Origin of the sequence: Anabaena sp. CS-542/02, assembly GCF_028331085.1 — a bacterium.
GTDB lineage: Bacteria > Cyanobacteriota > Cyanobacteriia > Cyanobacteriales > Nostocaceae > Anabaenopsis > Anabaenopsis arnoldii.
In genome coordinates, this window is the sequence record NZ_JAQMTM010000072.1 from 91,535 (window position 1) to 105,580 (window position 14,046).

Below are 14,046 nucleotides of genomic sequence, written 5' to 3' on the forward strand. Positions count from 1 at the left end.
TTACTTTATTTTTTATCCCTCTTTAAATAAAGCTTAACTAAATCTTTTGGGTGATGGGGTGCACCAGGTAATTATATGCTTTACAAATTTCATGTTTTACTTCTGTGTATCGAAACTTTAAAAACTCTTGATATTTTAAAGTAGAACTTATATAATTGCCACTGATTTTGTAGCTATAACTACAATCTATAGCTTGAAAGAGGAGGAAAATACTTTGGCTAGAAGACGGAAGCGGAAAAGTCGTCGTCGTCAAGAAGGACGACGAATTCTAGAACACGTGCCTCAATATAGCATTGAAAGTGGCGAAGAAAAACCTGTCACAGCAGCAAGAAAATTTATTCAAGCTGAAGGCATTGCCCCACCCGCATTGCTACTTGTCAAGCGAAATGAGCATACCACAGACCGTTATTTCTGGGCAGAGAAGGGGCTGTTTGGTGCTCAATACGTAGAAGAAAACCATTTCTTGTTTCCCAGTCTGCGGTCATTAGAATCTCCGACAGGTGTGGAGCCAGCGGCCGTGGCTAGCCGCTGAATTCTTCATGGTTCTCTTTAGATTTGGAATGTGGGTTCCGTCAATCATTTAACTGGTAAAGTGGTTCAGTTTATGAAAAATTTTCGTTTTTTTTTAGTTTCTGACTAAGTTGCTAGTACATCGATATGGAGTCCAGTTAATTCGACTGTATGGAGAAATTAACTTCGGCTCAAACATTGGTTTGTATAGGTTTGTTTCTATTCAAATGCTGTACAGGAGAGTGAGATAGAGCAAAATACATCCCCTGAGAGTTGAGTCGCCTTCTCCTGCAATGGATTGCCGAAGAGGCTCTCTAATCCGATATAATCCTTTCCCTGCGATACAATTTCGTAGGGAAGACTTATATCCCGGTTAGCTTTTCCTACTTGCTGTGATCAATCAGCGGATTCTAACTGTAAAGCCCTCTGGAACTCCATGAGTTCATCTCGATGGGCAATTATAGTGAGTTTACTTATAACCCCTAGTTTATCCTGGTTTGCTTCTTCTATGTACAAGGATACCTTCTCAATTCTTCCAGCTTTTTGCCAATAAAATACACCGCTTAAAGGTGACAATAGTATCAATCCCAGAAACCAATTACCAAAGTTCGGGAAAAGTAGCGACAAAACCAATGCTAGACAAGCCATACCAGCAGATGCTAACAGGGTTAAAAACAGAGCTAAAAATAAGCTGGGTTGAACAAAACCTTCGAAAATCACTTGGTTCTTTTCTCTATCTATGGCGGCTACTTGGTAACAACGCTGGCGAAAATACTCCTTAACTTTCGGCATTAAAGCAGCTTCGTCTTGTTCAGATACAAGTTCTGCTTTTGTTGTGCGGTCTTTGGTTGAGGCCCGAATAAAGAAAAATAGACCCACTGATAACAACAAAGTGAGCAAGAGCGTAGATGGCACAATTGCATTATTCATAACTAAAATTATTATTGTTTTCATAGGATGAGACTGAATTTATGAGCAAATATTCATGAATTTTTCCTCCCCTTTATGTAATATTGCCAAAGATTGGCCAACTTTTGCGACTGTTCTTGCCATTGTGGAGAAACTTCGTACATCCTTCTGGGCCTTCCTCGCCCGTCGAGTTTCTTCCAATACCCAGTAATAGCCTTTTCGTCTTCGAGAAATTTGATCGCACTATAAAGTACGGTATCCGAAAGTCGATAGTCTGGGTATTCAGTTTCTAGTCGCTGGATCAATTCAGTGCCATAGGATTCATGTTGTATTAAAACATACAAAATGTAACAAACTGCTAGTTCCTGACAGAGATAAGCTGGCGGAGGATCCTCAAAGAATTGATATATATCCTCAAGTTTCATGGTTTAGTGAATGGCTAAAAAATGCCTGATAATAGTGGTATCTACAGTCCTGGTAGACAGTATATAGTGCTACTGGCAACCTTGGCAGGGTTTTTAAAGCTTAAACATTACAAACCTTACTCACGTAGCTGAAGTCGTGAGACGATTGTGTAAGTTTTAGGATCGTCAAATAATACGTTCCTACTGAAGTTATCAGTCTTGTGGACATGGACTGGTCACTTTCCTAGTGTTAAGTGATGCCAAACTGGTTATAACTCCTCAAGCATAAAATGCCATGAAATAAATTTTACAAGTAAAATTATACTTTGTCTGTAAAAGTTAACCATATCAAAGTCTAAGTTCTCCCATTCTGGAAATGCCAACCTGGAAGCAAAATTTTAACAACTTTCTCAACCTGTTTCTCCAATCAAGTTGTCTTTTATGCCAAAGAACAACATCTGGAGAATTTTGCCCTTATTGTATTAAGCAAATCAAAAACTGCCAGCACAGGAATCCTACTGCTTTATGGCAACAACCAATACCTGTATTTGGTTGGGGAGTCTACGGCGGTATTGTCAAACGAGCGATCGCTGTGATGAAATATGAAAATCAACCCCAAATTGCCCGTCCGTTAGGTCAATGGTTAGGCGAAGCATGGTTATTATCAAATGTATCGAAAAGTAAACCACACCCTGTAGTCGTCCCCATACCACTCCATCCCAATAAGCAAAAAAAACGCGGTTATAACCAAGCTGCACTCATAGCTGAAAGTTTCTGTCAAACAGCTGGGTTAAAATTGCTAGCCAATGGTTTAAAAAGAGTGCAGGAAACTGAGGCACAATTTGGTTTATCAGCATCGCAACGAGAAAGTAACTTAGCGTCAGCATTTGCCGTTGGGACTGAATTAAGCAGTCGCCGTGTAAATGTCCCAATATTGTTAGTTGACGATATTTATACCACTGGTGCCACCCTCAGGTCTGCTGTACAAACACTCAATCAGGATGGTATTCCTGTCTTAGGTTTAGCCGCTGTTGCTACAGCCGTCAAAGACAAATACCTCAAAGTTGATAGATAAAGTTACTTTCATCCATCTATTCTAAATGTGGCGACCTGTTTTGTGAGAACACTAATGATTAGTAAAGCTTTTCTGGTGGGTTTAAGAGAACTAATGATTATTCCTACCACCTTGTTGGTCATGGGCATAAATACAACGGTGGGATATGCTCAAAACCAATTGTATAATCCTATTCCTATAACTCCCAGTACTGAACTGTCCGATACCCTTTCAGAAAAAGATATCCCCACGGGACAAGGTGGCTTTGGACGGGATTATATAGTCAACCTGAATAAGGGTGATAAGCTAGTGATTGATTTGAATTCTGAGAGTTTTGATACCATCATTACACTCTTAGGACCTAATGGAGCCACAGTGGCGGAAAATGATGATGGACCTGATGGTACTACCAATTCCTTACTGTTTACCCGCATTCAGGAAACAGGAAAGTATATTATCCGCGTCCGCTCCTTTGGGGAAACTGGGGTGGGACTTTTTGAACTGAAGGTAACAAAGCTGCAAGCGGTGAAGTAATTAAAAAATGGTGAGAACACAGAGGAATAAGGCTTCTGTCCACTCAACTACCGCGCCATAAGTATCTCCTGTGTGTCCGCCTAATTGATAATGGAACCATAAACCGGTCAGTAGAGCGATCGCACTTCCCACCCCGCTCATACTGAGGGCAAAAAATAGATACTTGGTATGGAATAACCTCATTAACACACTCAAGCTCAATAGTAAAAACAGTCCTGGTAATAAATCAGGATATGAACGAATGGCTTGTTTGTGGAATGCGCCTTTACCAGTGGGTTTGAGGTAAGGATACCGGGCGATGGCGAGTTGTTGTCCCCAGCGTCCCCATCCACAAGCTGCCATCAGCAGTAGCCAACGGTGGTCTACAATATCCATTAAAGCTGTGGCCTTGAGTAATATTAACGCCATAGCCGCCATAGCCCCAAAAGCCCCTGTAGCGCTGTCCGTCATCACTTCTAAGCGTTTTTCCGGGTTAGCCACCGCTAAACCATCGGCAGTATCCATAGCCCCATCTAAGTGCAATCCTCCAGTTATAGCAATCCAGATAACCACTACTAAAGCGCTACGAGTTAGCAATGGTATCCCTAGATAATTCATCGCGGTATCACATAGCCCCAAAATACCGCCAATCATCACCCCTACCAGGGGGGCAAAATACGCTGCTCTGCGGAAGTCTAGCCCATTGATATAAGGTAGAGGAATAGCTGTATAAAAAGTAATACTGGCAAATACATGAAAGAATAATCTTTTCCACCACTGAGGTTGATTCATCCTATTACTTAATATACTGAAATTACCTAATTAATACATATTTATTGATGTAATTGGCTTATGTCTCCCCGGCTGAAGTGCGGGGCTTAAAGCATCAAGTCTTGTAAAATCTTTTTTTACATTTTGACTGTGAGGAAATACCGGTGACATTAGCAACCTAAAATAGTAAAACAAAGAATTAGATTTTGCATTCGGCAATTAATAAATTACCCTAGACTGTATTAGACATTAGCCCTCCAAAATTGATATTTTTTCAAAAGCAGGCCACAAGCTGTTAAAGTCACATTTTTGCTTTTTTATACCTGACCTTTGCTTATCTCCTATTTTCCTATGAGTCACCATCTACCCCACACCAGGATACCATCCCCGTGTATTGTTAATACGGGAATAATTGTAAATAAGCTTGATATGCGACGATTGCTGTCTGATTTAGGGCGAGTCCGCTATATCTACACCCAAGAAGGCTTACAGAGCGAGGGTGAAGGAGATGTCATGGAAGTTTTTGTTAATCCGCAAAGGTCTACAGTCGTTGCTAACTGTGCGCTTTACTTAAATCTTGATAGCTTTGATTACCTCGAACTTAAACAGTCCCCGCAACAAGAAACTTACTTTGATTTGTTCCAAGAACATATGTGTTTACGGCTGATTCCACTTTCGACTCCCTTACAAGAGCGAAAAGAACGCAACTTGAATTTCAACGCCATAGAAGCGATGATGGAGCAAGTTTTCTCCGCTAAATGGGATGCAGAAATTGACGATGATGGTTCCGACTCCTTTTGATTAGCATATACTCAAAAAATTGGTACTGGTTTATTTGTGAGTCCTTGAGTGTTCATAAAGAATCAATTGCCAGAATTTCGGGGTTTTGTTTATACATTTAGCGCAGTAGCATTACTTTTACCTTGAGTCAAAATTTTTCTTTTCAATCCCTGGCTCAATGTAGCCAGACAAAAGCCAGGTCTGGGGTGTTTATGACTCCTCATGGATCTGTGGAAACCCCAAGATTTATGCCAGTGGGGACTCTGGCAAATGTCAAAACTGTCACTCCAGAACAGTTAATCAGTACTGGGGCGCAGATGATACTTTCTAATACTTATCATCTGCATCTGCAACCTGGGGAGAGAATTGTCGCTGGAGGTGGTGGGTTACACAAATTTATGGGCTGGAATGGACCAATGCTCACAGATTCCGGTGGGTTTCAAGTATTCAGCTTGAGCGAAATGCGGAAAATTTCTGAAGATGGTGTAACTTTTCGCTCACCTCATGATGGGCAAATTATTCATTTAACGCCGGAACGCTCTATAGAGATCCAAAATACTCTAGGGGCTGATGTGATCATGGCTTTTGATGAATGTCCCCCTTATCCAGCTACCCGCCAAGATGTACAAGCGGCGACTCAGAGGACTTATCGTTGGCTAGAACGCTGTATTTCTTTTCATCAACGCAGTGATCAAGCTTTGTTTGGTATCGTTCAAGGTGGGGTGTATCTGGATTTACGCGTCCAAGCGGCTGAGGCTTTAGCTGAGTTGGACTTGCCAGGATACGCTATTGGTGGTGTGAGTGTGGGAGAACCACCTGAACTCATGGCTGATATTGTGCGCACTACAGCGCCACTATTACCACCGGAAAAGCCTCGTTATTTGATGGGTGTGGGTACTTATCGGGAAATGGCTATTGCCATCGCTTCTGGTGTAGATTTATTTGACTGTGTGATTCCTACCCGTTGGGCGCGACACGGTACAGCAATTGTGCAAGGGGAACGCTGGAATTTAAAGAATGCTAAGTTTCGTGAAGATTATGCACCATTAGATGAAACTTGCTCTTGTTATGCTTGTCAAAATTTTAGCCGTGCTTACATCTCTCATTTAGTGCGATCGCAGGAAATATTAGGCTACACGTTGTTGAGTATTCACAACATTACCGAATTAATTCGCTTTACCCAGAAGATTCGTGAAGCAATATTAAGCGATCGCTTTGCCAGGGAATTTGCACAATGGCTTAACTAGGCAGAAAATGGGGAATGGGAGCCCAGGAAAGAATTTTGCTGCCTAAAAATATTAAATACCCCATCCCCAAACCATGTTAAGATACACTTCAATTATGAAGTCTGTGTTAAATAGGTGGATTTAAACAAACATGGAAGCAGCATTGTTATTAGCCAAATTGCCTGAAGCTTACCAAATTTTCGATCCTTTGGTAGATGTTCTCCCCATTATTCCCGTCTTCTTCTTGTTGCTGGCGTTTGTATGGCAAGCAGCTGTTGGTTTCAGGTAAGCCAACCTATGACCAATTTTTGGGACAGGTATCCTACCTGTCCTATTTATTTGGCAGTTTTTTCTTTTCTAAACTTGATATCCCTTAGTATTTTGTAATATTTTGCCATAAATTAAGTAAGATAGTGTGGGCGCTCTATGCCAAAATCAGCTTTATTAAAAAACGCTTACAGTCAAAGAGGTATAAATAAGCCATGGGTAACATCAAATTTGTCAAAGAAAACCAAGAAGTAATAGCAGCGGATGGGGCTAATCTTCGGCTCAAAGCCATGCAAAATGGCATTGACATATATAAATTTATTGGTAAAATGACAAATTGCGGCGGCAATGGTCAGTGTGGCACCTGCATTGTGGAGATAGTCGAAGGAATAGAAAATCTTTCCCCCCGCACAGATGTAGAGAACCGCAAATTTAAGAAAAAACCTGATAACTACCGCCTGGCCTGTCAAACCCTAGTCAACGGACCAGTCAGTGTAGTAACCAAACCTTAACATTTAAATTCTCAGACCAACGCAACGTAAAAAAAATTTGAGGTAACACTGGCATCGATAATGCTATTCTAAAATTGTTCACTAAAAACTAAAATTAAAGAGAGGCTTTCTTGCTATGCAAGTGAATGACCTAGGGTTCGTAGCGAGCATTCTGTTCGTTCTAGTGCCCGCAGTGTTTTTAATAATTCTTTACATCCAAACTGCTAGCCGTGAAGGTGGAAAAGATTCTTGATATTTGTGCATAACACCAAGAACCCCAACACCATTGGTGCATGGGTTCTTTATTGACCTGATGTTAGGCGACAGTCCGCGCCAATAACACAGGACAAGTTGCATGAACTCGAACATAGTCAGACAAAGAAGCACCGATGAGTCTGTCTATATCCACAAAACTCTTAGCCACGGATGGGCGGCGGTCTGGAGAACCGAGCAATAATAAATCTATATTTAACTCTTCTGCTATGCGGCAAATTTCTTCACCTGGTTTACCGCTACTAGTGAAACAACGAGTTTGTACACCGTACTTTTGCGCTTCAGCCACCGCCCATGCCAAATTGGAATTTTTATCTGGCGTAATTTCAGTGACCTGAGATTGTTTGGTACGTAAATCTGTAGTAATATTGCTTAAAATTAACTGACTACCGGGGATATCTCGTAACAAAAATAGCGCCAAACTTAAGCATTTTTTGGCAGGTTCGGAGTTATCCATGGCAACCATAACGCGCTTAATTCTCTTCACATAAATGTCGTCCTTGACCAGCAACATGGGGCGAGAAGATAGCTGGAAAACATACTGACTAACTGAATTAGATAAAATGGATTGCAGGCGTTTCAGTCCCCGTGAACCCATAATAATCAAGTCAGCATCAATTTCATCTGCTAGCTGACAAACCAGGTCTTTGGGGTCACCTTGTCGCAGAATGGAAGACACCTGACTAGGGTCTAAGTTGAGAGATTGAATAGCACTAGCTAAGATTTTACCGCCCTCTTCCCATTTATCTGTCATAGCAGCCGCAGTACTTTGGGCAGGTACAACATGGAGAACCGTCACTTTGGCAGATTTAATTGAGGGCATCTCTTTTAAGACTTTCAGCATTTCTTCTGCGTGGCCTAAGCCAGAAACTGCTAGTAAAATTCTTTCAATCATTGTTACTTCTCGCCGTTAAAGTTGCTTTGGTGTTTACTCTTATTAGTTGGCTGAGTTGAACATCTCAACTTCAGCACAAACAACCTAGTCAGTAAGTCGCTACAAACTTTTAATTAATGACCATTGTCACTGGAAAAAGTGACAGATAGTTAATTAATCTTGAGTTTTTTGGCTCTGATTTACATAAATTTATACTAGGCTGGGTATACTTTTAATTTAGCGTAATAAAGTTTATAAACTATAATCTTAGTTATTTTTTTTAATAATCTATAGCACTACGCATACACGTTAGGAGATCATAATTGTGGTTTTAAGGGAACTGGGAACAGGGAACAGGGAACAGGGAATGGGGAACAACAAGCAGGGAAATGTCCTAACAATTGTGGTTACTGCTATATGTTAATATTTCTAAACTATTGGCAATACTTAAGTATTTCCCATAATTTTCATATAACTATAGTCATCCTATTTGAGTTGAGAAATTATCAGTGAGGAAAGGGAACAGGGAACACACCCAACAGAAACTGTTCATGAGTCATTTAGGATTGCTATATATATCTGGATTTGTCATCAGAATTTACCTGCCATTTTTCAACTCAATTCAGGTATTGGGGGGAAATAATTAACCACAGATGAACACAGATGTAGACTTAACTATCATATCAATTTGACCTAGGGTATGTTATGCCATTGGCTAACACACCCTTGTAGATTAGAAGAACTGCCGGGATCTCACTAACCTGCTTTTGCTAATAAACCAGTATGCTTGAGTAAAGACAGTGTACTGGGTTGACGACCTCGGAAAGATTCAAACACCTTCATAGGATGTTGACTACCACCCAGAGCCAGTACCGTATCACGGTAACGTCTACCTGTGGCTTTTATCGCCTGTTCATCCTCTAAACCAGCTTCTTCAAAAGCGGCAAATGCGTCAGCACTCAATACCTCAGCCCACTTATAACTGTAATAACCTGCTGCATAACCCCCAGCAAAAATGTGTCCGAAGGCACATAAAAAAGCATCTTCTGGTAGTGGTGATAAAACTGTAGTAGTTTTGGCAATGCGATGACGCACATCTGCGGCTGTTTCCCCACTACCAGGCCGATAACGATAGTGTAGTTCTAAATCAACACTGCTAAAGTGAATTTGCCGCAACATCACACTACCACTCATATAGTTACGTGCGGCCAGGAGTTTTTGGTAATAATGCTCTGGTAGGGCTGCACCAGTTTGATAATGCTTTGCCATACCAAACAAAGTGGGTCGCTCATAGCACCAGTTTTCCATGAACTGACTGGGTAGTTCCACAGCATCCCATTCTACATTATTAATACCTGCTGCTCCAGTATAGTCTACTTTGGTGAGCATATGCTGCAAGCCATGGCCAAATTCATGAAATAAAGTTTCTACTTCATAGAAAGTCATCAAACTAGGCTTACCATCCACAGGAGGAGTTTGGTTACATACCAAATAGGCCACAGGTAAACGAATCGATGTCACACCATTCTCAGTTATTTTGCTACGATTAATACATACATCCATCCAAGCACCACCGCGTTTTTCTGCCGGGCGGCTGTAAGGGTCTAAGTAGAAGTAAGCTAGGGGAATACCACTTTCATCAGCAATTTGGAAATAACGTACATTCTCATGCCAGACTGGGGCTTGACCATCGGCGGGAGTGACAGTCACACCAAACAACCGCTTCACCAGTCCAAATAAGCCATCTAAGACTTGGGGTAGGGGAAAATAAGGACGTAATTCTTCAGCGGTGAAGGCAAATTTTTCTTCCCTTTGACGTTCGGCCCAAAAGCTGGTGTCCCAGTGTTGTAAATTATCGGCTTCCGCTGCTTTCTTAGAGGAAGCAAAGGCTTTGAGTTCTTCTAAGTCTTTAACAGCAGCATCATAACTGGCTTGACGTAGTTCTTCTAATAATGCCTCAACTGCTGTCACATTGGGAGCCATTTTGCTGGCTAAACTCAACTGAGCATAATTTTCAAAGCCCAGTAATTTGGCTAATTCTTGCCGCAACTCCAAGGTACGCTCAATTAGCCCCTGATTATTTAACTCTCCCGATGAAGCACGAGTTATATAAGCTTTATACAGTTTTTCCCGTAAATCTCGCCGCGTGCTGTGCTGCATGAATGGCCCATAGCTGGGAAAGTCTAAAGTAATGCGCCAAGGGCCATTTTCTGGGGTGGCGTTTTCATCTCCCGCCTCACGGGCAGCCTGTGCTGCTAAACTCAATAAGCTATCGGGTAAGCCGTCAATTTCTGCTTTTTTAGTCAGGGTTAAGCTAAAGGCTTTAGTCGCATCTAGGACATGGTTTGAGAATTTGGTAGCTAGTTCTGCTAAGTCCATTTGGATAGCATTGAAACGCTCCCTCGCTTCTGGTTGTAAGCCCACACCGGAAAGTTCGGCATCTCTGATGGCGGTTTCTACAATTCGCTGTTGGGCTGATTCTAAGGTAGCCCAGTTGTCACTGGCGCGGAATGCCTTGAGACCATTGTAAATTGATTGGCTTTGACCAAGCTTGTTAAGAAACTGTACTACTTGTGGTTGTACGCTTTCATATGCTGTCCTTAGTTCAGGGCTATTCTTGACACCCATTAAATGGCCGACTATGCCCCAAGTCCAGTTGAGCTGTTCTGTGAGCTTTTCTAGTGGTTCTACTAAGCCGTTCCAAGTAAGTTCGATATTAGTTTCTAAAATAGTTAGCTTCTGGTCAAGTTCCGCCAGTAGCTGCCCTAATGCTGGTATTACTTGCTCTGGTTGAATGTCCTGATAGGGGGGTAAGCCAGAACCTTTAAGTAAAGGATTTTGAAAAATCGTTACATTTTCACTCATGGTTTTGTGTGAGTCACTTATAAATAATCTCCTCATGTATTTTCTAATGTAGCGATCGCAGCGTGATTTAGCCGCAAGAAAATGCCAAAACTGAAACAAAATCTAAACTATAGCACTACGCATACACCTTAGGACATCATAATTTTGGTTTTAAGGGAACAGGGAACAGGGAACAGGGAAATGTCCTAACACTTGTGGTTACTGCTATAGCGCTCAGTTGTAACCAACAAAAAACCTCAGCTTGGCAACTGAGGTTTCTGATTCACAGAAGTAAGAATGACGATTTAGATACAACAATACTAAGAAGCGAAATTTTAGCTCAAGTCCAAAGCAACTTGATTGATACTGATTTACTTAAAATGGTTTGAGGCATTTGCTAACTTATGTAAATAAGTGTAACGAATAGTTTATAAAAAGTCAATAGAATTTACAGAATAGTTAGATACCTGGGAAGCATGGGCGAAAATTACCTCCATCTCTAGAGCTAGGGTTAATTCATGAATTGCCCATACCATATAAATACAGAAAATTTTGACCATATAATTACCTATGCGTGCAATGATTTTGGAGGCGCCGCGCCAACCTCTACGCCTAGTTGAGTTACCAGTGCCAAAACCCAATTCTGAGCAAGTGCTGATTCGTGTTCATGCCTGTGCTGTGTGTCGCACGGATTTACATATAGTAGATGGCGAATTAACTCATCCAAAACTACCTTTAATCCCAGGACATCAAATTGTCGGTACCGTTGAGGCCAAAGGTGATAGTGTTGTTAATTTTCATATCGGTCAACGTGTGGGTGTTCCTTGGCTCGGCCATACTTGTAATTACTGCCGTTACTGTGTCTCTAACCGTGAAAATCTTTGCGATTATGCTGAGTTTACGGGTTATAACTTAGATGGTGGTTATGCAGATTATACCGTAGCTGACCACCGTTTTTGTTTTACCCTAGACCCCAGCTATCCTGACTTACAAGCAGCACCTCTATTATGTGGTGGTTTAATTGGCTATCGCGCTTACAGCATGACTGGTGATGCTGAAAAACTGGGTTTTTATGGTTTTGGTTCATCTGCCCACATTTTGATTCAACTGGCTCGTTATCATGGCAGACAAGTTTTCGCCTTTACCCGTCCAGGAGATATTCAGGGACAAGAGTTTGCCCGTCAATTAGGTGCAACTTGGTCCGGAAATTCCAACATCTTACCGCCAGAACCCTTGGATGCAGCAATTATCTTTGCTCCTCTAGGAAAATTAGTTCCAGCTGCCTTGCGTGCAGTAGCTAAAGGTGGTATAGTAGTTTGTGCTGGTATCCACATGAGTGATATTCCGGCTTTTCCCTATGAAATCCTCTGGCAAGAAAGAGTTTTGCGATCGGTGGCGAATTTAACTCGCCAAGACGGAGAAGAATTTCTTGCTATAGCACCGAAAATCCCCATCCACACGGAAGTTAATTCTTTTCCTCTAGGTGAAGCAAATCAAGCTTTATATGCCCTACGTAGTGGCAAAATTACAGGTTCGGTTGTATTGGCAGTGACTTGATTACTGATTTCCCCACAGCTTTTTTTACTGCAGTCCGGGAGAGTTCAATCAAAAGGCTTAACTTCAAACCCCCGCAAACCTTGAGGTTTTTCATACTCAAGCACAACATCTTTGACGACTGCAGCAGGTGGTCCAGTGTGACACCAGCGAACCATCTGTTCTACAACCACCCGCGCCCCTTCAAAAACTGCTTCTACACGGTTATCGGGAAGATTCCGCACCCAACCGGTTAATCCCAACTGAGTCGCTGTATCGACGGTGGCATAGCGATAGCCTACTCCTTGCACTCGACCGGAAATAAATACATGGGCGCGGACTATCTTGGGTAGTGGTGTAGGATTCCGCATAAACTGAATTGTCCCCCATTTAAACTGTATAACCTCAATAATTCTAACTCTTGTGGCATCGGCTTCTCCGCAGACCCCAACCTTGAAATCAGGTGCATTGTCAGCTTGTGCATCTATCCAACAACGCTAGATGCTTGTATTTATTTAGTCCCTAGGGAGGACGGATGAACCGAGAATCTCCATCATATGAGTGCGCGGAGTGTCAATAAGATACTGATAATCTTTAAATAGTTCTAAGAGGATGTTTGTCAAGTCATGATTAGTGTATCAACTATTATTTAACCCCTCCCTCTCCTTGCAAGGGTAGGTTTTTAATATGATCTGTGAAGGCAAGACTAGGAAGACAAGGAAGGAAAGTGGACAAGGAAGATTTTATACGGACAATGGTCTTTTAAGCGGCTATTTTTCTTACTAAAAATACAGACTTTGTAATGTTTTTCTCCCTTGTCACCTTGTCCACCAAGTCCACCAAGTCTTGTCCTTGTCAGGGGAGGGGACTGGATTTGATTGTTTTTTGTGCGGTCGGTGAGCGAAGTCGAACCGTGTTCCCCAATCCTTCCCAATCCTTCCCAATCCTTCCCAATCCTTCTGGTGTTCCCTGTTCCCTAAGATAAAAATTACCTGTTTAATACTTTCCAAACATCCTCTTATTGTTATCATAAATTTACTCAATGCTACCCTGAGTTTCTTGCAAGTAACTTAATAACCAATTCGCGGCCGTTGCTCTACGAGTCTGTCGGGGACCAAATTCACCAATTTTGTAACCTTTAAAACCCAATTTTTCTTTCAAAATTTGTTTATTGTCTTTAGGAATGGCACGAGTTAATTTTACTGTTGCTGGGCGGCTATCAATGAAATCAGGTGGTTCTGGGTAATCATCTCGCCATTCTGATGTGACTTCGCTGTTATCCCATTTAGCAATTGAAGAGTCATAGCGATAACCTAAATAGTGCCATACTAATTGATTGACTATGGCATCACCAATTTTATCATTAAGAATAGCCCAGATGGTTTCCGTATTCAGTGGCGGCAAGTTAGACATGATCGATTCAAATTTTACAATTGACCTGTGAGCTTGAATATTGGTCAGCCGTTGTAGTTAAATTGAGAGAATCCTACAAACTAGACTAATATTATCGCTTTTTAGAGGTTGTTTGGAAAGTATTAAACAGGTAATTTTTATCTTAGGGAACAGGGAACAGGGAACAGGGGACAGGGGACAGGGG

Annotated in this window: 17 protein-coding genes; 9 read left to right on the forward strand and 8 right to left on the reverse strand. The window is 41.6% G+C overall.

Annotated elements, in window-relative coordinates:
- Positions 1-214: 214 nt before the first annotated feature.
- Positions 215-532, forward strand: a complete 318-nt coding sequence (locus PN447_RS07690; RefSeq protein WP_271731621.1) for a DUF3155 domain-containing protein — start codon at positions 215-217, stop codon at positions 530-532.
- 374 nt (positions 533-906) lie between these two features.
- On the opposite strand, the gene PN447_RS07695 is transcribed toward PN447_RS07690, so the two are convergent.
- Positions 907-1,440: a cofactor assembly of complex C subunit B gene (locus PN447_RS07695; RefSeq protein WP_271762123.1), complete on the reverse strand. Its 534-nt coding sequence runs from the start codon at positions 1,438-1,440 to the stop codon at positions 907-909.
- Between the two features lie 53 nt (positions 1,441-1,493).
- Positions 1,494-1,844, reverse strand: a complete 351-nt coding sequence (locus PN447_RS07700; RefSeq protein WP_271762125.1) for a PadR family transcriptional regulator — start codon at positions 1,842-1,844, stop codon at positions 1,494-1,496.
- A gap of 355 nt (positions 1,845-2,199) precedes the next feature.
- On the opposite strand from PN447_RS07700, the gene PN447_RS07705 reads away from it, so the two are divergent.
- Positions 2,200-2,898, forward strand: a complete 699-nt coding sequence (locus tag PN447_RS07705) for a ComF family protein (protein ID WP_271762126.1) — start codon at positions 2,200-2,202, stop codon at positions 2,896-2,898.
- A 54-nt stretch (positions 2,899-2,952) separates the two neighbouring features.
- Complete coding sequence (locus PN447_RS07710; RefSeq protein ID WP_271762128.1) at positions 2,953-3,411, forward strand: PPC domain-containing protein; 459 nt, start codon at positions 2,953-2,955, stop codon at positions 3,409-3,411.
- On the opposite strand, the gene cobS is transcribed toward PN447_RS07710, so the two are convergent.
- Positions 3,412-4,182, reverse strand: coding sequence for an adenosylcobinamide-GDP ribazoletransferase (gene cobS / locus PN447_RS07715; RefSeq protein WP_271762130.1), 771 nt, complete (start codon positions 4,180-4,182; stop codon positions 3,412-3,414).
- 330 nt (positions 4,183-4,512) lie between these two features.
- Here cobS and PN447_RS07720 point away from each other — a divergent pair, with 330 nt between their 5' ends.
- From PN447_RS07720 to psbM, 5 genes are all read left to right on the forward strand, one after another.
- Positions 4,513-4,962 (forward strand): hypothetical protein, encoded by a 450-nt coding sequence (locus tag PN447_RS07720; protein ID WP_271762131.1) that lies wholly within the window; start codon positions 4,513-4,515, stop codon positions 4,960-4,962.
- Positions 4,963-5,084: 122 nt separating this feature from the next.
- Positions 5,085-6,188 (forward strand): tRNA guanosine(34) transglycosylase Tgt, encoded by a 1,104-nt coding sequence (gene tgt, locus PN447_RS07725; RefSeq protein WP_271762132.1) that lies wholly within the window; start codon positions 5,085-5,087, stop codon positions 6,186-6,188.
- Between the two features lie 130 nt (positions 6,189-6,318).
- Positions 6,319-6,456: a photosystem II reaction center protein K gene (locus PN447_RS07730; RefSeq protein ID WP_010995059.1), complete on the forward strand. Its 138-nt coding sequence runs from the start codon at positions 6,319-6,321 to the stop codon at positions 6,454-6,456.
- Between the two features lie 193 nt (positions 6,457-6,649).
- Entirely contained in the window at positions 6,650-6,946 is a 297-nt protein-coding gene (locus PN447_RS07735; RefSeq protein WP_271731635.1) for a 2Fe-2S iron-sulfur cluster-binding protein, read from the forward strand.
- Positions 6,947-7,061: 115 nt separating this feature from the next.
- A complete protein-coding gene (gene psbM, locus PN447_RS07740; RefSeq protein WP_271731637.1) occupies positions 7,062-7,178 on the forward strand; it encodes a photosystem II reaction center protein PsbM in 117 nt (38 codons plus the stop codon).
- 63 nt (positions 7,179-7,241) lie between these two features.
- On the opposite strand, the gene PN447_RS07745 is transcribed toward psbM, so the two are convergent.
- The 3 genes from PN447_RS07745 to PN447_RS07755 all read right to left on the reverse strand — a co-directional run bounded on the left by PN447_RS07745 (position 7,242) and on the right by PN447_RS07755 (position 11,476).
- Positions 7,242-8,093 (reverse strand): universal stress protein, encoded by an 852-nt coding sequence (locus PN447_RS07745; protein WP_271762133.1) that lies wholly within the window; start codon positions 8,091-8,093, stop codon positions 7,242-7,244.
- A 735-nt stretch (positions 8,094-8,828) separates the two neighbouring features.
- Positions 8,829-10,937, reverse strand: coding sequence for a M3 family metallopeptidase (locus PN447_RS07750; protein ID WP_271762134.1), 2,109 nt, complete (start codon positions 10,935-10,937; stop codon positions 8,829-8,831).
- 407 nt (positions 10,938-11,344) lie between these two features.
- A complete protein-coding gene (locus PN447_RS07755) occupies positions 11,345-11,476 on the reverse strand; it encodes a hypothetical protein (protein ID WP_271762135.1) in 132 nt (43 codons plus the stop codon).
- A 10-nt stretch (positions 11,477-11,486) separates the two neighbouring features.
- On the opposite strand from PN447_RS07755, the gene PN447_RS07760 reads away from it, so the two are divergent.
- Positions 11,487-12,473, forward strand: a complete 987-nt coding sequence (locus PN447_RS07760; protein WP_271762136.1) for a zinc-dependent alcohol dehydrogenase family protein — start codon at positions 11,487-11,489, stop codon at positions 12,471-12,473.
- Positions 12,474-12,517: 44 nt separating this feature from the next.
- Here the strand turns inward: PN447_RS07760 and PN447_RS07765 are convergent, their stop codons facing one another.
- The gene (locus tag PN447_RS07765; RefSeq protein WP_271762137.1) at positions 12,518-12,820 is read right to left on the reverse strand and encodes an acylphosphatase; all 303 of its coding nucleotides are present in this window, start codon (positions 12,818-12,820) and stop codon (positions 12,518-12,520) included.
- 664 nt (positions 12,821-13,484) lie between these two features.
- Positions 13,485-13,862, reverse strand: coding sequence for a DUF1823 family protein (locus tag PN447_RS07770; RefSeq protein ID WP_271762138.1), 378 nt, complete (start codon positions 13,860-13,862; stop codon positions 13,485-13,487).
- Between the last annotated feature and the right edge of the window lie 184 nt (positions 13,863-14,046).